Annotated in this window: 15 protein-coding genes; 5 read left to right on the top strand and 10 right to left on the bottom strand. The window is 44.7% G+C overall.

From position 1 onward, the window contains the following. Window positions 1–108: 108 nt before the first annotated feature. On the bottom strand, window positions 109–1,575 hold the full coding sequence (locus AC3CIA_RS23455; protein ID WP_171308050.1) for a methyl-accepting chemotaxis protein: 1,467 nt from the start codon (window positions 1,573–1,575) through the stop codon (window positions 109–111). Window positions 1,576–2,194: 619 nt separating this feature from the next. On the opposite strand from AC3CIA_RS23455, the gene ggt reads away from it, so the two are divergent. Then, window positions 2,195–3,925: a gamma-glutamyltransferase gene (ggt, locus tag AC3CIA_RS23460; protein WP_171307860.1), complete on the top strand. Its 1,731-nt coding sequence runs from the start codon at window positions 2,195–2,197 to the stop codon at window positions 3,923–3,925. Between the two features lie 161 nt (window positions 3,926–4,086). Here the strand turns inward: ggt and AC3CIA_RS23465 are convergent, their stop codons facing one another. Further along, a complete protein-coding gene (locus tag AC3CIA_RS23465; RefSeq protein ID WP_237298069.1) occupies window positions 4,087–5,145 on the bottom strand; it encodes a HEAT repeat domain-containing protein in 1,059 nt (352 codons plus the stop codon). A gap of 87 nt (window positions 5,146–5,232) precedes the next feature. Next, window positions 5,233–6,564 carry an anaerobic sulfatase maturase gene (locus AC3CIA_RS23470; RefSeq protein ID WP_004730505.1) on the bottom strand — a complete coding sequence of 444 codons (1,332 nt, stop codon included), beginning with the start codon at window positions 6,562–6,564 and terminating at the stop codon, window positions 5,233–5,235. A gap of 136 nt (window positions 6,565–6,700) precedes the next feature. Here AC3CIA_RS23470 and AC3CIA_RS23475 point away from each other — a divergent pair, with 136 nt between their 5' ends. Together AC3CIA_RS23475 and AC3CIA_RS23480 are read left to right on the top strand one after the other, a co-directional pair. Then, complete coding sequence (locus AC3CIA_RS23475; protein WP_488519186.1) at window positions 6,701–7,489, top strand: formylglycine-generating enzyme family protein; 789 nt, start codon at window positions 6,701–6,703, stop codon at window positions 7,487–7,489. Between the two features lie 148 nt (window positions 7,490–7,637). Then, window positions 7,638–9,320, top strand: a complete 1,683-nt coding sequence (locus AC3CIA_RS23480; protein ID WP_237288946.1) for an alkaline phosphatase family protein — start codon at window positions 7,638–7,640, stop codon at window positions 9,318–9,320. Window positions 9,321–9,460: 140 nt separating this feature from the next. On the opposite strand, the gene AC3CIA_RS23485 is transcribed toward AC3CIA_RS23480, so the two are convergent. Then, the gene (locus AC3CIA_RS23485) at window positions 9,461–10,555 is read right to left on the bottom strand and encodes a substrate-binding domain-containing protein (protein WP_488519187.1); all 1,095 of its coding nucleotides are present in this window, start codon (window positions 10,553–10,555) and stop codon (window positions 9,461–9,463) included. Between the two features lie 81 nt (window positions 10,556–10,636). Here AC3CIA_RS23485 and AC3CIA_RS23490 point away from each other — a divergent pair, with 81 nt between their 5' ends. Further along, window positions 10,637–11,755, top strand: a complete 1,119-nt coding sequence (locus tag AC3CIA_RS23490; RefSeq protein WP_017085136.1) for a substrate-binding domain-containing protein — start codon at window positions 10,637–10,639, stop codon at window positions 11,753–11,755. After that, window positions 11,752–14,226, top strand: coding sequence for an EAL domain-containing protein (locus AC3CIA_RS23495; RefSeq protein ID WP_017094544.1), 2,475 nt, complete (start codon window positions 11,752–11,754; stop codon window positions 14,224–14,226). Before AC3CIA_RS23490 ends, AC3CIA_RS23495 begins: the two co-directional genes overlap by 4 nt. A 235-nt stretch (window positions 14,227–14,461) precedes the next feature. Here the strand turns inward: AC3CIA_RS23495 and AC3CIA_RS23500 are convergent, their stop codons facing one another. The 6 genes from AC3CIA_RS23500 to AC3CIA_RS23525 all read right to left on the bottom strand — a co-directional run bounded on the left by AC3CIA_RS23500 (window position 14,462) and on the right by AC3CIA_RS23525 (window position 21,134). Next, window positions 14,462–15,367, bottom strand: a complete 906-nt coding sequence (locus AC3CIA_RS23500) for a LysR family transcriptional regulator (protein ID WP_004730495.1) — start codon at window positions 15,365–15,367, stop codon at window positions 14,462–14,464. 78 nt (window positions 15,368–15,445) lie between these two features. Then, on the bottom strand, window positions 15,446–16,825 hold the full coding sequence (locus AC3CIA_RS23505) for a BatD family protein (protein ID WP_488519188.1): 1,380 nt from the start codon (window positions 16,823–16,825) through the stop codon (window positions 15,446–15,448). After that, window positions 16,822–18,546, bottom strand: coding sequence for a vWA domain-containing protein (locus tag AC3CIA_RS23510; RefSeq protein ID WP_488519189.1), 1,725 nt, complete (start codon window positions 18,544–18,546; stop codon window positions 16,822–16,824). Before AC3CIA_RS23510 ends, AC3CIA_RS23505 begins: the two co-directional genes overlap by 4 nt. After that, window positions 18,539–19,618 carry a vWA domain-containing protein gene (locus AC3CIA_RS23515; RefSeq protein WP_488519190.1) on the bottom strand — a complete coding sequence of 360 codons (1,080 nt, stop codon included), beginning with the start codon at window positions 19,616–19,618 and terminating at the stop codon, window positions 18,539–18,541. The genes AC3CIA_RS23510 and AC3CIA_RS23515 overlap by 8 nt, the downstream gene beginning before the upstream one ends. Beyond that, the gene (locus AC3CIA_RS23520; protein WP_488519191.1) at window positions 19,611–20,171 is read right to left on the bottom strand and encodes a DUF4381 domain-containing protein; all 561 of its coding nucleotides are present in this window, start codon (window positions 20,169–20,171) and stop codon (window positions 19,611–19,613) included. Before AC3CIA_RS23520 ends, AC3CIA_RS23515 begins: the two co-directional genes overlap by 8 nt. After that, window positions 20,172–21,134 carry a DUF58 domain-containing protein gene (locus tag AC3CIA_RS23525; protein WP_488519192.1) on the bottom strand — a complete coding sequence of 321 codons (963 nt, stop codon included), beginning with the start codon at window positions 21,132–21,134 and terminating at the stop codon, window positions 20,172–20,174. Between the last annotated feature and the right edge of the window lie 9 nt (window positions 21,135–21,143).

Consider the following 21,143-nt stretch of genomic DNA (forward strand, 5'->3'; position numbering starts at 1 on the left):
AATTTGTTATGTTGTTTCTTGTTTTTATGTAATTAACCCAAATGTTGGGCATACTCCTGCCCTCCTTGAGGCATAGCCAGAAAGAGAGAAGGAATGATTCTAGGGGGCTTAACTCACCTTAAAGTGGCCAGTTAATGTTGATATGTTACGAGTGACTTCCTGAATGTCATGAGCAACTGCATCGACTTGTTGAACGCTGTTGCTTGTACCTTCTGCCATTTTTCTAATTTCTTCGACAAAAGTTTCTATACGAGTTGAAGTTTGTTCCTGCTCTTCAGTTGCAGCGGCAATACTTTCGTTTCGCTGACTGATTTCAGTGATCTCGGAAGTGATTTTTTGTAGCGAGTTTTCAGCAACAAGTGACTTTTCAACGCAAGTTTCAGCTTTCGTCACGCTATCCGAAATGATCGTAGAGGCTGTTTTAGCTTGCTCTTGTAACTGCAAAAGTACAGATTGGATTTCTTGTGTCGACGTTTGTGTTCTTGATGCTAACGTTCTAACTTCATCAGCAACAACAGCAAAACCACGACCTTGCTCACCAGCACGTGCCGCTTCGATTGCAGCATTTAGTGCCAGTAGATTTGTTTGCTCAGCAATAGCGCTTATCGCCTCTAAGATAGATCCGGCACTTTGAGTCTTGTCATTCAATTGCTTAACCACTTGTGAAGCATTGCCTACATCTTGCGTCAGTTCTTGCACGGCTAAAATGGTACTTTTAACCTGCTGCTCTCCTAGTGTCGCCTGTTCACTGGCACTCGAAGCAGAAGTCGAAGCATCATTCGCGTTCGTTGCGATCTCTCTGGCAGCAACAAACAACTGATTTAATGAACTAGATACTTCTTCAATAGAAAGATGTTGTTTGGTTGAAAGTTCGTTCGTGACCTGACTAGATCTCACCAAAGAGCCAGAAATAGTGTCCAATTGAGTGACGTTTTCGATTGTATGCGTCACGTTTTGTTGTAGGTGAGAAACAAAGCTATTGAATGATTCAACTAGAGGTTTTAGTTCGTCGTTTTTCTCGTGTTGTAAGCGAACGGTTAGGTCACCATCTCCTTCCGCAATATCACGCATTTTATCACTGATGTTTGCTAAATCTTTCCGTATACCTTTTACAACAAACCACCCAAAGATACACATAGCAAGCATGGCTAATGCACCTGAAATACTCATGATCTGGTTAGCTGCTTTGTTATTCGATTCCAACTCTTGCACTGCGTTCTCAAACTCTGACTGACGAGCCGACGAAAACTCACTCATCCCCGTAGTAAGCTCTTCTAAAATTGCAGTGCTTTGCTTCGCGAGACGACCTGCCTCACTAAGGCTAATTTCTTCGTCGATCATGCCTTGCGCGATACGATAAGCCAGATCGAAATATTGATTGGTTTGATTTTGCAAAAGTGCGGATGAACCCTGTAAAGATTGGTCCAATGAAATTTGAATATTGAAGTTGCTTTGGATCGCAGCAAGAGTTTGCTTATTCATCTCCAAAATCTCTTCATCACCGAGAGTCACGGCTAAATTAAAACGCTCTGCTAATTGAGAGATTAAAACACTATTCAACGAAGCAGAATTCATGACAGGATAAGTCACTTGATCAATTCGATTAACCTGCTTTGTATTGTTGGTTAATGTATCCCCTCCAACAAATAGAATACTAATAAACCCGACTAACGAAACTAAACATAACGCTAGAATTCTATTCTTGATCGATAGTGTAAACATAAGCTTTCCTTGCTAAACAGTATGATAAACTGCACTAATTATTCGAACAATAACAGATCTGACCAGTATATCAATCTGTCACACCAAAAATAGTGACAGAAATGTTAATATTATTTATAAACTGTTATCTCAGAAAAATAACCATATAAATCAACATGTATAAATAACCATTTTATTAAAAACCCTTAGTCATCAAAATATCGGCCCTTTATTTAAAATATAGTTCTGCGGTTTTTGTCCTCATTTTTATTATTTAAGAGCAGACCTATCGTCACGATTAAATCGATATAAAGAAGCCAAAACCCTTCTTACATTCAACTTGGTAATAAATTAACGTCGCAGAGTGATCTACAATTTAATGGTTCTGTCAGCAGCGTCAGCATTGTGTAAGAAGGCTGCAAACTCACGAACTTCACCGCCTTTATTCAGTCAACCTAAGAGCGAATAAACAGATACCTTAAACGGAGAACGCATGCGAATAGCGACTTTATCTTTAAGTGTGGTTTCAGCGGTCGGTTTCGCGGCTGAGCCAAATCCTTTTCCAATTACGCCAGATGAAAGTGGCGAAGAGTTTATGGTAAGTGCAACGAATCCATATGTAAGCAGCACTGGGTATTCGGTACTCAAGCAAGGCGGTAATGCGGTCGATGCGATGGTGGCGATGCAGATGACCATGTCGGTGGTTGAACCTGATATGACAGGGATTGGCGGTGGTACTTTTGCGCTGTTTTATCAAAAAGACAAAGATCAATTTCTCGCACTGGATGGGCGTGATGAAGCGCCCTCAAGTGCGACTCCAAATATGTTTATGGAAGATGGTAAAGCACTCAGTCGAAATGAGATTTTAGGACCAAGATCTGTTGCCGTTCCCGGCACGCTTCGTTTGCTCTATAGCACTCATCAACAATACGGAAAGCTACCATGGTCTGAGCTTGTTCAACCCGCGATTGAACTGGCAAGCAAGGGTTACGCGATGAACAGCTACACCTACGACATCGTGGTTCGTGAACAAGAACGATTGATTGAAGATCCAGAAATCGAAGCCCTGTATTGGAGTGACGACCAAATCAAACCAACCGGCACATTGATGAAGAACCCAAAGCTTGCTGACACTCTTAGCAACATTGCTCAACAAGGCGATAAGTACCTTTATGGTGGCGAGTTTGGTAAGCACATCGTTGAAACTGTGAACAGCAGAATCGATGCCGACCACGCAAAGCTCTCTATAGAAGATTTTGCACAATACCAAGTCAAACAGCGTGAGGTTATTGAAAGCGACTACCGAGGCAACAAGATTGTCTCGTTCGGTTATCCAGCCTCTGGTGGCGTGATGGTTGCTCAAAGCCTTGAAATGTTAGAAGCTTATGACTTAGCCGCCATGTCTAAAACTGATGTTGAACCTTGGCGCTTGATGACTGAAGCCATGAGAATCGCCAAAGCCGATCGCATTGCGTATGCAGGTGACCCAGATTACATTGAAGCGCCAATTGCTGCCCTACTCGACAAAACCTACATCGACGAGCGACGTAAGCTCATTCCGGAGAGTGGCATTGCGAAAACAAAACCGAAAGCAGGCAAGCTATCTGATACCGATTACGCTCAATATCAAGGTTTTGAGAGCCAAGATACAGGGCACATATCTATCATCGACAAAGACGGTAATGCCATTGCAATGACCAGTACCGTCGGCACAGGCATGGGGTCAGGGGTAATGGTCGACGGCGTGATTCTTAATGCCCAAATGGCAAATTTCTCCACCAAACCCACAATAAACGGTAAACCGACTCAAAACTCTATTGAAGCAGGTAAGCGACCTCGTTCCGCGATCACCCCGTTAATGGTTATGGATAAAAAAGACGACCTGCGTTTAGTGGTAGGTTCTCCTGGTAGCTCACAAATTCCGGGGTACGTGTTGAAAACTGTGGTTGGTGTTTTAGATTGGGGTCTGTCTGCGCAGGAAGCAATTGACCTGCCGAACATTCAGTACGGCACCAAGATCGACCGCACCAAACCTTATGATCCAACAGGTTTGTTGGTCGAGAAGAAGACTTACGCTGAAATGTTGGTTCCAGAATTTATGCAGCTCGGTTACCCAGTACATGTCATTCCAGTGGTCAGCGGTTTGAACGCCATTGAAATCAAAGATGGCAAGATCCATGGCGCGACAGACAGACGCCGTGCATCCACCTCAATGGGCGAATAATTTAACTTAACGGGTGAGAGAATAAGCTCACCCACTTTAGATGTTTCCAACTTGTGCCTTGCTTTAATAGACATTCCAAACAGAACTCTAGATCCAAAAAAGCCAGTCGAATATTTCGACTGGCTTTTCATAAGCGGCTTATCAATTTACTCATTCAAATATTATGAGCTTGGCGCTACTCGCTTCTCTTTCAGCTGTTCAATAACATAATCAGGAGCCACTTTACCTAGCTCACTTAAGCAATCATCGGTCTTGTCGTTGCCGTATCGCACGTAGATATCACATACTGCGTATAACTGCTCCGGAGAACCAGAGATCAAATACGCCTTCTCGAACGATTTAGTCGATTTGTCGATATCCAGCTCTTCTTGTAGTACCCCATTCAAGTACCAGTAGTAGCTGTTATCTTTTGCAAGTTCTGCTGCTACTTCAATCTCTTTGGCTGCTGCTGCCTTGTCTTCAAGGCGAACCAAAGTTAATGATTTAGAATAGTGCATCGCTGCATTGTCCGGCACGTTCTTCAAACCACGATCCAACACCTCGACCGCTTGTTGATCTTTATTCTGAGCTCGGAAGTTATCCGCGTAGCTCAGCCAAACTTGAGGGTCTTTCTGGTGAGTATTAATCAACTCAAGATAAATCGTTTCCGCTTTATCCCATTCATTGTGCCAACGGAGCACGTCAGCGAACAACAATTGAAACTTTTCAGATTCTTGTGATTCCAAGAATGTGATTAACTCAGCGACGGGTTGTTCAATTTGTGCTTTCTGTTCTTTATCTAACGTATTGTAATCACGTACTAAGTTCGATGTTGCCGAGTGACGAACCATAGAATCTGTATCGCTCAGCAAAGGTGAAACTAACGCCCAACGATGCTCAAGTTGATATGGCGAAGAACCGATAATCGAAGCCTCACGAACTTCAGGGTTTTGATCTTTCAAACCTCTTGCCACCGCCACCAGCGCATTCTGGCTTGGGTATGAAGCAAGCTCTTGCAGTGCACCAGTACGATTCTCTATAGATTGGTTCTGATCTTGTGCCATGTAAGACAACTGTTGAATACGGGTTTGTGTGTCCGTCATTTCGAGCACTTGATTGATATTTTGTGCCGGAGCGTCAACAGTTTGCTGAACGCTATTCGCTGCCATCGCAGACGTTGAAATCAATGCGGACGTTGAAACTAATAGAGCAACAGCCGTCGCTAAACTCTTCTTCATCATAGTATTACCTTAAACTGGAGAACTTAGCCTGTCCTTAGACTCGTATCTGATTAAATTTGTCTTAGACCTGTTGACCCAAAAAACGAGTTAAAACTTGGTCTCGAACGTAGTTTGTTGCGCCTGTTTTGCACGATGTGCCATCAATACTGAGTCACTGAATTTGCCATGAGCAACCGGATGCCCCATCGCACGAGCGATATAAGCCATCGACTTGTCGACATGAGAAAAGAACTTGTGCCAACCTGCACATAAGTAGTTCAAGCCCGGTTCGCCTGCGCGAGTTTTGATAAAGCGGTTTTTAGGACATTCACCATGACAAGCAAACTTATAATCACACTGCTGACATTGACTGGTCATTGTGCGTGATTTAGCGAAACCAAACTTTTGCTGTGGTGCGCTGTACGCCAAGTCATCAAGCTTCTCGTGATGAATATTGCCAATCTTGTATTCAGGGTAAACATAGTGGTCGCATGAGAATACGTCGCCATTAGGCTCCATCGCGAGGCCTTTACCGCAGATTTCATTCAGAGTACAAAGCGGGTTAGGACGCCCTATCCATGTTTCTAAACTTGCTTCAAAATACTGAACGAACACTTTACCGATGTCGTTCTTCGCCCACTCATCAAATACAGAAATAAGGAAGTTACCCCAAGCCAAGTCCGACACACACCACGATTCCATAATCGAGTCTTTATGGCCGGGGATAAGGCGTTTGTCGCCTTGTTTAAGCTGCTCACTCACTTGAGACGTTTGTGGCGCAACCGTTCTAAAGGTTTTTTGCTCAACGATAGGAATAAACTGCATTTGCGGTGACTTCACCACATCACGTAGGAAGCGATACACCTCAAGTGCATTTTGACTGGTGAGGTTATTCACACAAGTCAGCGTTGCGAATTTCACTTGGTGTTTGTGCAGCAGTTCAACGGCCGCCATCACTTGTTTGAATGTACCACGGCCTGCTCTGTTAACACGATACGCATTGTGCAGCATTTCAGGGCCATCAATACTCAAGCCGATTAGGAAATTGTTCTTTGCTAAGAATCGGCCCCAGTCGTCATTCAATAATGTGCCATTGGTTTGTAGATCGTTTGAGATCAACACACCTTCAGGTCGGTACTTTTTCTGTAGTTCAACCACTCTTTCAAAGTACGCTAAACCTAGCATGGTCGGTTCACCGCCCTGCCATGAAAAGATAATTTCAGGCGTATTTTGACCTTCGATGTATTGTCGGATGTAGGTTTCTAACGTCTCATCATCCATTCTTGGAGAACTGCCTTTCTTGTACTCCAACAAATCTTGCTTACTTAGGTAATAACAATATTTACAATCAATGTTGCACGCTGCACCAATTGGCTTAGCCATAACATGCAAGCGTTTAGACGCCTTACCATTGTATTGTGGACCTTGAGTAATGTGCATGATTTATCTACCTATCTTAGTGTCTGTAGCCATCATAATGCCTATTTCAGTCAGTGGCATGTTATACCCTTTATAACCAATAGGAATGACCTTAAACGTTAAAATTGCCCTCTATTTCGAACATTCGAGGCACGTGATGAAATTTTTCAATTACAAACAATTAGCGGCGATCAGCAGCATCACCATGACTATTTTCCTAAGCGGCTGTGCGAGCGTGCCTACACACCCTATCGCTCAACAAATCGACCAAGAAATGGTGCTAGTTGAAGGTGGTACATTCACCATGGGTTCGAACGATCCTGAAGCGACCAAAGCAGAACGACCAGCGCGAGATATAACTGTAGATAGTTTCTACATTGCGAAGTTTGAGGTGACTCAAGAATTGTTCGAATCGGTGATGGGTTCATCTCTCAGTTATTTCCAAAACCCACAAGTTCCGGTCAATAACTTAAGTTGGCAACAGGCGAACTACTTCGTTGAACAATTGAACGAACTTACGGGTGAAGAATACCGTCTGCCGACTGAAGCTGAATGGGAATTTGCAGCGAAAGGTGGCAACAAGAGCAAAGGCTATACTTACAGTGGTTCCAATAACTTAGATGATGTTGCGTGGTACTCAGCAAATTCTAAAAATAGCGCACATCCAGTCGGGCTAAAGAAGCCAAATGAACTAGGCTTATATGACATGACCGGAAACGTGGGTGAGTTTGTGATTGATGCCTTCGATGACACCTTCTACCGATTCGGTCCAACAGACAATCCTAACAATGCAAAACACAGCGACGTTGGTTTATCACATAAATCGGTTCGCGGTGGCAGCTTTGCTTATGACGAAAATGAATCTGAAAGTTACCGTCGCGACTTCGCAAGCCAATCGATCACTATGTCAGATATGGGCCTGCGTTTAGTTAAGGATACGAACTAACTAAAGATGCCGACGGTTATGACTCAATAATCTTCACAAACAATCCTAAAAATACGATTCGCACTGTACAAACATTAGAAATCTAACCAAATGTTGGAAATCTGACCAAACCTTAGAACTCTGCTGCAATACTAAATAAGGAAACTCTATGCAATACACCAAGCTTTCAGGACTTACACTCGCGTTACTCTGTGCCTTCCCTGTTTCGGCTGCGGAAAAGCCAGATCTAGTCCTTCAAATCACGGTAGATGGCCTGCGCGCAGACCTAATCGAACGATATAAGCATAACTTCGGTGAAGGTGGTTTCCGGTACTTAATGGATGACGGCACTTACTACACCAACGCGAACTACCAACATGGCAACACGGAAACGATCGTGGGGCATGTGTCGCTTGCAACCGGTGCGCCACCGAGCGTACACGGCATGGTAGGTAACGTTTGGTATGACCGTAGCGAAGAGCGTTTGGTGTATAACGTAGAAGACGGCAACTACAAAATGTTGACCTCTGGTGCGGGTGTCGACAAAGCAACTGAGATCGACCCAACGCAGAAGACAGCACAAGGCGATGGCCGTTCCCCTGTGCCAATACTCTCCACCACGTTTGGTGACGAGCTGACGATTTCTAATAGTGGCAAATCAAAAGTGTTCGGTGTATCAGTGAAAGATCGCGGCGCAATCTCATTGGCGGGACACAGTGGTAAAGCCTTCTGGTTCTCCAAAGCGCAATCTGAGTTTGTCACCAGCAACTATTACTACGACGAGTATCCAGATTGGGTATCACGTTGGAACGAGAAAGCGATTGCTGCTCAGTATTCGAAACAGAAGTGGGAGCTCTCATTACCACGTGAGAAGTACACGCTTCAAGAGCACAATACCGAACACAAAGTGAAACTCGGTGACTTCCAACGCACCTTCCCTCACCCTTATGGCCCCGCAAGTTACAAGTACTACAGCACAACGCTAACCGTTAGCCCGGCTGGTGACGAGATCACAGAAAACTTTGCAAGCACACTGTTGATGCAAGAGAAGCTAGGCCAAAGTGACGTGACCGATTATCTGTCTGTGAGTTTCTCATCAAACGACTACGTGGTGCATTTATACGGCCCTGAAAGCCTAGAAACAGAAGACAACCTAATTCGACTTGATAAGACGATCGCCAAGCTTCTTAAAACCGTTGATAACCAAGTCGGACTAAAAAATACATTAATTGTGTTGTCTGCCGATCATGGTGTCCCTGAATCTTCACCTGCGGCAAATGCGCTTGGCTTTAATCAAGCTCAATACTTCAATAAAGACACACTGCTCTCGAGTGGCGTAGAAAAAAGATTGAAGGATCAATTTGGTTTATCCAAAGACGCCATTCGCTTGTATGCACAGCCTTATATCTATCTGAATCACGATTTAATCGCAGAGAAGAAACTTGACCTAGCTAAAGTGCAGGAAGCGATCGCCGATGAAATAGCAAAAGTGAAGGGTGTGGCGTTTGCAGTATCAAGCAGCGATATTGCAGCGAACCGAGTGCCTGATACTCATGTGATGCAGCTAATCAAAAACAACTACCACCCTGCTCGTTCTGGTGACGTGTATGTGGTGTTTGCACCGCGTAGTTACATTAACGACATGGAAGGCCTTCAAATCGCCTCTACACATGGCTCTCCATGGAAGTACGATACGCACGTCCCTGTAATCTTCGCAGGCTACGACGTTGAAGCTCAGAAGATCTCGCGTGCAATCACGCCATACGATATTGCGCCAACGCTTTCGAACAAACTGGGGATAACCCAACCAAGCGGATCAATTGGAGAGGTGTTACAAGAGATCACTGAGTAGACTATACCTCTAAGGTTTCGTGAGCTAGATTTCGAATCCAGTGCCCACTCATTAAGAGAGTCGTTTATCATATTCAGACTGATTCAGTCGAAACAGATAAGCGGCTCTTTTTGATTGATAAAGGATAGATTGAATCTAACCTAGTTCTTACCAGAATATCGAAACGCTTCTCTGGTCAGCTGATCCAACTGGTCATCATTCATCTTGTTGTGTACAACCGTGATACGGCCTAAATAAACCAGTGGGACTTCTGCTTCACGCTCTTCCAAATGAAACTTGATCGCTTCGGCCGTTGCCACACCAAGGTCATCACTCATTCTCATTGGAGTCGCATCCAGTTCATCCGTACGAATCTTTTCAATCTCTTTCGCTGTACCGCCCCAACCCGTCACATAGATTTCAGACAACATGTCGGCATTGTTTAATGCGTCCACCGCTCCCATGGTCATCGCAGTATTGGCATTGTGAACCATGGTCACCTCAGGGAAATTACCGAGCACTAAACGAATTCCATCAGCACCGCCTATCTTCTGGTATTGCCCAAAGTGCTCATACACTGTTAGCCAATCACCTTTCTCTTCTACGCAATCAATGAAACCTTGTGAGCGTTGGGTATCTGTTATTCCCGGTATCCCACGATTCGCTGAAAATTCCACGTCGTTACCGAGCTCTTTCACCACATGGTCACACAGGACATCGGCCCCCATCGCGCTTGAAAAATCGAACCAGCTATCCGGTTGATGTTTCCATTGTTCATTGGGCGTGTGAAAAGCCCAAATAAACGTTTTGAACTCTGTCGAAGCAGACAGTTTTTGAATATTCTCAGCTTGAATACCCAGTTCAGAAGGGCCAAAAATAACGAAGTCGTAAGGGGTTTCAGAGTTCAACACTTGTTCGGTGTATTGAGTCTGCAATGAGTGCTCAATTTGCCTTGAGGTGAACTCGCTTATCTCAAATGGTAACTCCAAAGCGACGAGCCTTTGCTTCAATGCTGTGTAATTTCTTGTCCAAAAGTCAGAAATATCTGCACTTGGGTAAATTAATGCAATTCTTACCGGTTTTTCTACCGACATTGGAGCCAAAAGAATCGGTTCGCCACTCACAGTCTCTTGAAATTTTTCGAGTTTCTGAGCATCAGCCTCCACCCTTATACGGTCGGAATTGGCGTACAAAGGGAGGGAAAAACACGCTGTCAGTAGGGTTAGCAAGACGTTTTTACAAATTTGACCCGGCATAACTGTTACCAAATGTTTGAATGTTTATTAACATTATTATAAATATAGAGCGATTATAAGTTAAAGCGTTTTATAAGCCATATGAATAAGAGATTAAATTTTGCGAGTTTGTTGCTCGCTATTACTTGCTACTCTCAGAGTTTTGCGGGTAATCATGAAGACGATTTCTTCCAATATGCTGAAGAAAAAGTGATGCGTGCGGTTTCCAACCAGCGAACGTGGAATGGCCCCACACAAGGCCCTGCTGTGCGCCATGAAAAGAACGTTATTTTTGTCGCGTCTGATTTACGTAATGGTGGCGTTTATGGCGTTGGGAAAGGCATATCTGAAGCCATTTCTAACATCAATTGGCACCTTAGATTCATCGATGGATTAGGCTCAGAAGTGCGCCAAGGTGCAGCTATCAGGAAAGCGATTGGTTTTGAACCCGATGCCATTGTTTTGGGCGGCATTGACGCAGTCCGACACAAAACCATTTTGAAACAAGCAGAAGATTTGGGAATTGTAGTCATTGGATGGCACGCGACTGAACTTGTCGGTGGTAATCCAGAAATAGGTTTATACACCAACATCACCACCGACCCTCTCGATGTGGCGGAAGTGGCCGCGCTACTCGCGATTGTAAACTCAAACGGTCGAGCGAGAACCGTGGTGTTCACCGACCCTAACTATGAAATCGCGATGATCAAAGCCAACGCGATGGTCAATACCATCAAGCGTTGCAGCACTTGTGATGTACTTGAGCTTAACTATTTACCGCTCGATAAAATTGCCGAGCAAATGCCTGCGACATTAAAGAACCTAGATGAGAAGTACGGCGAGAAAGTCACTCATCTCCTGGCAATTAACGACCTGTACATTGATTATGCTATCCCTTCTTTGGAATCAAACCTAGAGGAGTACCGGTTAATACCACAAAATATCTCAGCGGGTGATGGTAGCAAGGCCGCGTACAAAAGAATCAATAGCGGTCAATTCCAACTAGCAACAGTTCCTGAGCCCTTATATCTACAAGGCTGGCAAATAGTCGACGAACTCAACCGAGCATTTAATCAAATGCCGCCAAGTGGGTACTCTGCCCCTGTGCATCTCGTCACGCCCGATAATGTTGAAGAGCTCATCAGCCAGTCAGACAAAGGCATCTACGACCCTAAAAATGGCTACCGTGAAGCGTATCTGAAAATTTGGAAGCCACAATGAAATTACCTCAGATAAACATCACCCAACGACTCATTATTTCGAACCTGCTTTCGCTTTTGATTGTCAGCTTTGCTGTCATCATGGTGATTCGATCTCTCTATTACGTCGAGTCGACGCTTAAAAACGAAACTTCTACACACGTATCAGACTTGATTGTTAACTCTGAAATCAGCCGACGCGTATTTACGCTCACCTCTCGAGTTAAGCTACTTGAACAAACTTTTTTGTTCAGTGAAACCACACTGTCGGAAGAAGCATTTAATGTGGATTTCCAGCTTCAACGACTCAGAGACCTATCAACTAACGAAGGTTTCTCGCAAAAAATTGATGCCTTTATCGATAACTTCCACCGTTTCTTAGGCAGTTCGCTCGCATTGAATCGAATTCTAAAGCAGACCAATCAGATCGACGCCACCTTAGCTGAACAGCTTGATCAGCTCGAATTTGCGATAGCCGACAGCAAGCTTAGGCACTTAGACCAACCCAATTTCATTCGTTATAACAATGAATTAGATCTTATCAACATGTTGAGAGAGTCGTTCCTCACCTCAGGGAAAATGGTTGGAGACATTCACAGTCGCATCACGCCAGAAACGGAGAAAGTACTGCTTATCGAAGTCGAGAAAGAACTCGATATATTCTTACTCCACTTAGAAAACGTTGATATCGAAACGACGGCGGTTATTGCTGAGAAGAAAAGAATCAATCGAACGGTGAAACGATACAACGCCGCTTTGAAGCGCATTAGAGCTAATCTGGAGCAGCGTTGGTTGGTGATGGCTTCACTCTTAGTCGCTCAAAGCGACCTATTGGAGATGGTAGAAAAAACCGAGTCACGCGTACAAAGCCAAGCCTTAGAATTAACCGACCAGCTTGAAAAAGAGATCGGTTTATCAAGACTAAACGCCATTATTATCAGTTTTTCAGCCGTTGTATTATCGATGTTGTTGGTTCACCACGTTGTTCGACATCACATTCGAAAGCCACTCAATGCACTGAGACATGGCTTCGATCGTCTAGAGTCTGGAAGCCTAAAAAACCCCATTAACTTGGGCCGAAGTGACGAATGGTCTCACTTAGAGAAAGCCTATAATGATATGGCTTCAAGGCTATCTAAAGCATACCTAGACCTCACTGAAGAAAAAAAGAATTTCGACTTCCTCGCCCACCACGATCCACTGACCAGTTTGGCAAATCGACTATTGGCAACCAAACAGTTAGATGAAGAGATCAGGAAATCCTATGAGAACAACGCCTCTTTCTTGCTGTTCTACCTCGACATTGACGAGTTTAAGACCATTAATGATTCTTTAGGGCATGCACCAGGTGACAACTTATTAGTCAATGTCGGGCACATATTGAGTAACTTAGTGGGTGATAAAGGCTTTGTTGCGCGAATGGGCGGAGACGAGTTCTTGGTTGTTTACTCAAACATTGGGTTAGACGAAGGCGAACCTATCGCAGACCGCTTAAATCAAGCGTTAAGAAAGCCTTATTACATCGATGATAATTCTATCTTTGTATCGGCGAGTATTGGTGTGTGTGAGTACCCTACTCATGGTTTAGATCGTGAAACTCTAATCAGAAATGCGGACACAGCAATGTATCACGCAAAGCGAAACGGCCGAGATCAATATCGCGTCTACGCGGACGAAATGACTCACGAGGTAAATGACTTGATTGAAACCAACATGGGGCTTCATCAAGCCATTGCCAATGACGAGCTTGAAGTCTTCTTCCAACCCAAAGTCAACTTAGACTCGCAAGACATCATTGGTGCCGAAGCTCTAATACGTTGGCGTCACCCTAAACTGGGCTTATTACCGCCCGTCGATTTCCTTGAGGTTGCCGAAAAAAGTGATCTCATTATCGACATTGATAAATGGGTATTTAAGAAAGTAGCGAATCTGATTACCGAATGGCAACGCGCAGGAATGGACCTACAGGGCGTGATTTTTTCCATCAACTTCTCAGCGAGAATGTTCTATATGACCGATCTCGCAGACCAGTTACAAGTGATACTCGACGAAACAGATTGTCAGCCTCATCAGCTGCTTCTGGAGATCACAGAAAGGGATATGATGCGAGATTTCGAGACCTGTTCAAGGACCATTGAGGTACTTCATTCTAAGGGTTACAAGATCGCTATCGATGATTTTGGAACGGGTTATTCTTCGTTGTCGGTGTTGAAGAATCTTTCCGCCGATTGCGTAAAATTAGATCGAAGCTTTATTGAAGATATTAACTCGTCAAAAGTAGATTATGAGATTACTTGCGCGGTTCTCAAGCTCGCGCAAATACTCGATTTCTCAGTGATTGCAGAAGGCCTTGAAACCCAGAATCATGTAACGACTCTGCGCCAGATCGGTTGTAAATACGCTCAAGGCTATTTCTTCGCGCGACCTTTACCTATTGATGATTGGGTGTCCTACTTCTTGCTTAACTCAGAACAGAGCCCAAAAGAGGCTTAGTATCCGTTACTTAAATTAAACAATTCAGTAAGTTCTTTCAATGATTTATGATTAAACAAGGGCTGCCTTCGGGCAGCACCAAGCGAAACATATCTTACGAGTCCCACCTGACTCTAACTTGTAGGTCAATATCCCGTCCCCTTGTAGTAAACACCGCTTACCTCAGCTCAGGGATACTGGCTTTCTTTCCATTTAAAATTGCGCGAATGCTTTCTATGAAAAAGCCCTTTAGAAGCTAACTTGATAACTCTTTTGCCGCCGCTTTGAGCTTAGTGCGCAACCACTTGTGGCTAGGTTCGTTAGTGCGACTGGGGTGCCAAATCATACACATATCGAGGTCTTCCAATTCGAATGGCAAAGGAAGAGTTTTAACGTCATATTTTTCAGAAAAGCAACGCACCGATGACATAGGTAGCACGCCAATGTAATCAGAGCCCTCAATAACAGGCAGCATCTCAACAACGCCAGCAGCTCGATAGACGATTCTGCGTTTTTCAAGGTCACTGTAGTGTTCAGAACTCAATAAGCTTCTACGTGCATGCCATCTTGAAACAACCACATGATCAAGTGATAAAAACTGTTCCATATCGATAGTGTCACCAATCGTGGGATGGTCTTTACGGCACACCACCACCAGTTCCTCTTTAGAGATCACCTCATGCTTGAGCATGGTTCTTCCTCTTGGCGTCATATCGATAATGACATCATGTCTTTGAAGCCTTAAATCAGACTCGTAATCTTCCGTAAATAGAGGATGAACTTCTAATGCGATACCAGGTGCGACTTGACTGATTAACTGCATGACTCTTGGCATCATTTCATAACTCGCTGCTGAAACGCAGGCAATTGAAAACACACGGCCAGAGGTTTTAGGGTCAAAATCTCTTGATGCGGATAAAGTAGAAGTAAAGTTTTTAAGCGCCGCAGCCATTGCTGGATAGATATCAATAGCGAATGTGGTTGGCTCTACGCCAGAAGTAGTTCGATGAAACAGTGGCTCGTCATAGATATCTCTCAACCTTGCAAGCGCTTTGCTCACAGCTGGCTGGCTTATATCCATGCGATTAGCAGCCCTAGATAAGTTCTGCTCTTCATAAATAGCGACAAATATAGGAATTAGATTGAGTTCGGTACTTTTCATACAGTTCCATATTAAAGAAGCAGGTTCCCTATAGTAGAGAACCTGCCGATTTTGTTCGATGCGAATAACTAAAGTTTGCTACTTAGTTCTATCTTTTAAGTCTGGCAAGGCTTTAGGGATTTTCAAGCGGTCGAAAATTGAACAAGAATTGCTTGAGTTTAATGTGTCATTGGGTAAGTTACGTAACCCTCTCCACAAACGAGTAAATACGTTTTTGTCTTCTCGCCCTTGTTGAAGCGCTTCGCTATCTTCTAGCCAACGCTTTTGTCCATTCAATTTACCAAGTTGCGCTTTACCCAGCTCTAGCTGAGAGGTTTCGTTTCGCAATTGACGATAGATAAAGGTTCTTAATGCAGGCCAATTACCTTGCTTAAGTAAACGACGTAGTGCCAACCAACCTGGTGTTGGGCGGTTCGCATAATAACGTTTAACAGAAACAAAGCACGCCACACTGAACAACAATGCCAGACCAACGCTAATAAACACTGACATGTAAGCCTTGATGAAAGATCGGACTGTGTGTTTAGCTTCAAACACATTCCCTTTTATCACCACGTTTTCAAGGCGTTGATTCTTGCTGTCCCACCACTGAAATGAAAACTCTGGCAACGAAAATTCACCGCCCTGCTGAATAACATAAACCGTCTCTTCAATTCGACTGGAACGGTAGTTACCACGCTCTTGAGTATCATCTAAACGATTAGGTTGCGGGTAAGCTTGGTACTGCTGGATCGATTCATTGTTCAACACGTCCGGGAGTAATACAGAAAGGCTGTCTTTTGCCTTGATGGTTACCGTTCGAGTAATGGCATCGCCTACTTTTAAGTTTTCACTCGAGCGTTGCCATTGTTGCTCTGTATCTACTTCTGTTGCAGAAAACCAAGGCGATTCATTATCAAGTAAACCTGAAGGCAACGAAGCTTCAAACTTAATTGGCTGCGTGTAAAGCGTGCCACCTACGTTTGAGCCATCAGGAGCGGACACTTGAATACGAACCGGTACGGTTGGAATGACAAACTCGCCAGAAGTCATCGGATAGAGCGTCACTTCCCAACGCTGGCGTGACCATGTAGTGCCATTGACCCGTTCCGTGTAGTTAGTTGCGAGTTGGTTACGTTGCTTAGCAATCACGTTAGGGATTTCGATACTGCCGATTCGAGTCCCTCCCGTTAACCAACGCGGCGTCGCCACCTCAATGTTCAGAATTACCTGCTCATTAACGCTCACTTTATTCGGCGTTATCTTATCGCCTGACTTTGGCTTCTCCCCTACCCAAGCAATAAGCTCAACGTCACCACTTTTTTGAAGATCGAAGATATCGGCAGCAGAAACAAAAGTAGGGAAAACAGTGCTAATCAATAGAACCATCGACACAAGCAAGGTCTTGGTTAGTTTAAAGGACTCTGAGCGCCCTACCTTTACTTGAATCGATTCAAGAGCTAAATCATATCGACTCATTGGGTTTGCTCCTGTTTTGATGCCTGTTCCTGTTTTGACGCTTGTTCGATGGAAGGTGCAGGGTCTCTTAATTGAATTTGGAACTTGGACTTCAAGAAGAACTTAGGATCCGCTTCTACGCGCTTCAACCACTTATCGGCAAGTTCTTGGCTGCCCAAAATTTCATTGGCATTAAGCGTTTCCTTGAGCATCAATTCCGCTACCGTTTCTTCTTCAGCGCCATCACCCGTTCGCGGCTGATCGTCTTCGAGTTCTAAAGACTCTTCAGGGCCATCTGTGGTTCCGGATTGACTTTCACTGGTTCGGTTTACCTCTTCGACAATACCTCCTATTACCGCTAAGTTATGCTCAACGTCAGGCCTTAGTTCTGGTGACAGATCCTCTTTCTCGCTTAATGATTTCAAAAGGTCTCGCGCCGCAAGGTATTCACGCTGTCTGGCTAACGCACTCGCCGCGTTGTACAAACCAAGGTCAGTTTTGGTTTGCAGGAATGCACTGTGAGCGAGCTTAAAATCACGAGCATAGTAGTAAGCCGCGCCTTTTCTCATTGGATCAGTAAAATGTTTTGCCGCTTCAAGGTATTCCTTCTGGTTCAACAGGCGTTGACCTTGCTGGTCAGACGTTAGCCATAAGTCCCACCACCATTGAGCTGTTTTGTCCCAAGCCGTAACCGACTCCACCACAACTGGTTTCTCAGCGGTTAAGTTGACTGTTTTCGCCAAAGTGTCTGGTGAATACATGCTGCTTGTGATCATCAAACCAACGACACACCACTGCACCAGCCACCCTTTTCTGAACCATAGCAACATAATGAAAGCCATTGGAATAAGCAGTCCATAGCCCATGTCTTTCCAAGGCATTGAAGATTCGCCGTTGAGCTGCATGTTTCTTTCAACCGCTCTGTTCAGTTGTTGAATATCGGAATCATCAACGGTCACCTCAATCACTCGTCCACCTGTCTTACTCGCTAAGTTACGCAGTGAATCTAGGTCGACAGGGTTATCGCTCACCACATTACTGTTTCCTGCGGCTAGAATGAGCAACTGATAAGGGTTGTCGTTAAAGAAACTCTCGTACGCCCTACTGGTGCTTGGGTTTACACCATCTGATACCAACAGTACTGAAGAGCCTAACTCACCAGACAGTTGCTGATGAATCAGAGGCAGTGCTTCTTCTGCTGACTTACCTGATACCGGCATGATATCGGGTGTGATAGCCGCTAGAAACGGTTCGAATACTTTGCTGTCTTGAGTGACTGGCATCGCGACGTGTGCGCTGCCTGCGTAAACCACTAAGCCCGTATTACCGCCTTTCCGAGCTGCTAATAAGTCTCTAATCTTCTGCTTAGATCGTTCCAAGCGACTCGGTGGTAAGTCTTTAGCGAGCATAGATTCACTGTTATCAAGCACAACCAACATCGACGCTTTGTCTTCACCAAAAGGCGAAGCCTCACGTTGCCATGTCGGGCCAGAACAGATAATGATGGCGATAGTTACAATCACCACCAATAGCTTCAATGGTAGCTGCTTACGCCAGCCTGTTTCGCCAATCGTCAATACATCACGTAAGTGTGCAGGTAGAATGTCTTTCCACGTCGGTTTGGTCTCTTCTCTCCAACGAACCCATAACAGGAAGAACATCGGAATAAAGGCCAACAACCACAAAGGTCGGATAAAGTGAAACTGAGTAAAAAACTGTTGCAACATGAGAGAATCAGGCATTGTTCTCTCCTTTCAAATTTTTCTTTGAAGAAACCAAAAGGGATCTTCTACGGATTGTCGCTAAGCTAAACGCAGTCAAATACATCACAACGACAATCGCCATCAAGTAGTGGTGTAACCCCTGCTTAGGACGATAAGTCGTACTCTCATACAGCTGAGGCTCTAGCTCACCGATTTGAGCGTAGGCTTTAGTCAGTTCATCGCGGTTGAGAGCTTCAAAAGCTTCACCACCAGACTCTTGCGCCACACGATTGATGGTCTCCATATCCAGCGCCACTTCTCCCACCGTTTGCGGGTCACCCATGGCGATCACGTGAATACGAACGTCTTTTGCCTTAGCCACTTTGGCGGCATCGATAGGCTCAACAAAGCTGCCAGTGTCATTACCATCAGTTAGCACAATCACTACTTTCTCTTTTGCGTTGGCATCAATACTTGAATCTTGAACCGCTGAACTCTGCTTCTCACTCTGTTCAAACACCTTGATCGCAAGGCCAATGGCATCGCCTAAGTGCGTGCTTTGCCCAGCCATCGCCACGTCGGTTTGATTGAGTAGCTCAAGCCACACCTCTTGGTCAGCTGTAAATGGCGTTTGTACAAATGCCGCGTCACCAAACAGAATCAAACCTAATCGGTCGCCCTTTCGAGTTTTAGCGAAATCAGCCAACACGTCTTTGGTTGCATCTAAACGAGAGATCTTATCGCCTTGTTGAGAAGTAAAATCTTCTTCAGCCATTGAGCCCGACAAATCGACGACCACCATCACATCGCGACCTAATTGTTCACGAACTTGTGGCTCACCTAAGATGGTTGGTTTAGCTAACGCGCAAACCACGAGTACCCAAGTAATAATCAGCGTGGTGCGTTGCCACCAGCTTGGTGTTAATTGGCTTGCACCTTCGGATGGCGCCTCACCAATCGCTTCAACCAGCTCACTGAAAAACGGCACTTTGATAGCCATTTGTTTGGTGCGATAAGCAGGTACGGCAAAGTAGACCAACAAAGGTAAAGGTAGTGCGATAAACCACAGTGGGTGCGCGAATTCAAAGCTGGCAGATAAACTATCAAACATTATCTTGTCCCTCGGGTTTCGCTTGTACCTCTGGTTTTGTTTGTACATTGGGTTTATGAATTTTTAGCCACATCATCGCGGTTTGAATCACCTCTAAACGCTGTTCAAAAGTCAAACGCACCTTAGGGTCAATTAGGCTTTGCATCCATAACCCCGATACTTCATCGGTAAAGAAAGCATTGCTGTTTGCGCTCGTGCCAGCGCTAACAGGCAAATAAGCATTCAAGCGATTTACATAGGCTTGACCAAACAACTTAGCATTGCCGCTGTCTAGATAACGAAGCACCACTTTGAGCACCTTGAAAGTTCGCTCGGTTGAATTTTTGTCTCGTGCATCCAATAGCACGAGCTCTTTAAGCGCTTCTTTACGATAACGGTTATTCCACCATTTCTGCGCTAAACGATAAGCCAGATAGATAGCGACCAATAACAAAATAACGCCAAGGATCTTCCAGCCGATCGTTTGAGGAGCCCAGCTCACACTGTCAGGAATCGCTACATCGTGCAGTTCGCGGAGGATATAGGTACTTGGAGGAGTATGTTCAACAGCCATTTAGCGCCCTCCCACTTGCTTCTGCAGCTGTGATATGTGATTGCCCGACGTGTCTAATTCTATATAAGGGAGGTTTTTCATCGCCATCAATTTAGCAAGGGACTGTTTCTGAAGTTCCGCTTTCTGAGCAAGGCTCTCGCTCGCAAGATTGACCTTAGATTGGCTATCCAGATTCAGTTGAAAGCGACCATCACCCACCACCCAGTTTGCGCTTGCAAGATCTTGAGGCAATGACTGTTCTAATGGGTCAGTCACCATGATCGCTAGGATGTCATTGTGTTGTTGAAGCTGCTTGAGTCGGTCAAGGTGTTGTTCTTGGCAGTCACGCCAATCACTAATAAAAATTAAAGTCGACTGCTTGAGTCTCATTCTCTTGATCAGTTCAATCCACTGACTAAACCCAACACCATCATTGTCACTGACACTCACCCCTAAGCTTTGATTGGCTTTTGCTAGGTGCTTGAGCTGCGCCAGTAAATCAGACTGAGAACGCTGTGCTTTGCTGTGAAATAGCTTTTGGTGTGAAGCTAAAACAAAGCCGACACGGTCGCCGTCTTTAAGCACTCGCCATCCACACAATGCCGCCACTTCGGCAGCCACAACAGATTTCATGGTATTTTGAGAAGCGAAAAACATCGAACTGCGCTGATCAACACAGATCATCACATTTCGGTCTTTCTCTTCGGTGTAACTACGAACATGCGGCTTGCCTGTTCGCATTGTCACTTTCCAATCGAGGTTGCGGATATCATCACCCAATTGATAATGACGCAGTTCCTCGAAATTCAAACCTCGACCGCGAAACAAAGAATTATGTCGTCCTGACAATACGCTGCCTGCCTTTAAATGAGGTAACAGAGAAAACGACTCCGCTTGAGCCTGTATTCGCACTAGCCTTGAATAGTCACAATACAGTCGTGGATCAAGGCCTTGCGATTCGGGAGCTTGTGTTGGCTTCGCCATAACGCCCCC

It is taken from the genome of Vibrio sp. QJM3NY_27, from assembly GCF_057785955.1.

Bases quoted from the DNA above. Each gene is read 5' to 3' on its own strand.
- ggt (WP_171307860.1), top strand. From the start codon at position 2,195: ATGCGAATAGCGACTTTATCTTTAAGTGTGGTTTCAGCGGTCGGTTTC.
- AC3CIA_RS23505 (WP_488519188.1), bottom strand. From the start codon at position 16,825: ATGAGTCGATATGATTTAGCTCTTGAATCGATTCAAGTAAAGGTAGGG.
- AC3CIA_RS23490 (WP_017085136.1), top strand. From the start codon at position 10,637: ATGAATAAGAGATTAAATTTTGCGAGTTTGTTGCTCGCTATTACTTGC.
- AC3CIA_RS23520 (WP_488519191.1), bottom strand. From the start codon at position 20,171: ATGGCTGTTGAACATACTCCTCCAAGTACCTATATCCTCCGCGAACTG.
- AC3CIA_RS23455 (WP_171308050.1), bottom strand. From the start codon at position 1,575: ATGAATTCTGCTTCGTTGAATAGTGTTTTAATCTCTCAATTAGCAGAG.
- AC3CIA_RS23485 (WP_488519187.1), bottom strand. From the start codon at position 10,555: ATGCCGGGTCAAATTTGTAAAAACGTCTTGCTAACCCTACTGACAGCG.
- AC3CIA_RS23495 (WP_017094544.1), top strand. From the start codon at position 11,752: ATGAAATTACCTCAGATAAACATCACCCAACGACTCATTATTTCGAAC.
- AC3CIA_RS23500 (WP_004730495.1), bottom strand. From the start codon at position 15,367: ATGAAAAGTACCGAACTCAATCTAATTCCTATATTTGTCGCTATTTAT.
- AC3CIA_RS23515 (WP_488519190.1), bottom strand. From the start codon at position 19,618: ATGTTTGATAGTTTATCTGCCAGCTTTGAATTCGCGCACCCACTGTGG.
- AC3CIA_RS23480 (WP_237288946.1), top strand. From the start codon at position 7,638: ATGCAATACACCAAGCTTTCAGGACTTACACTCGCGTTACTCTGTGCC.
- AC3CIA_RS23470 (WP_004730505.1), bottom strand. From the start codon at position 6,564: ATGCACATTACTCAAGGTCCACAATACAATGGTAAGGCGTCTAAACGC.
- AC3CIA_RS23510 (WP_488519189.1), bottom strand. From the start codon at position 18,546: ATGCCTGATTCTCTCATGTTGCAACAGTTTTTTACTCAGTTTCACTTT.
- AC3CIA_RS23525 (WP_488519192.1), bottom strand. From the start codon at position 21,134: ATGGCGAAGCCAACACAAGCTCCCGAATCGCAAGGCCTTGATCCACGA.
- AC3CIA_RS23465 (WP_237298069.1), bottom strand. From the start codon at position 5,145: ATGATGAAGAAGAGTTTAGCGACGGCTGTTGCTCTATTAGTTTCAACG.
- AC3CIA_RS23475 (WP_488519186.1), top strand. From the start codon at position 6,701: ATGAAATTTTTCAATTACAAACAATTAGCGGCGATCAGCAGCATCACC.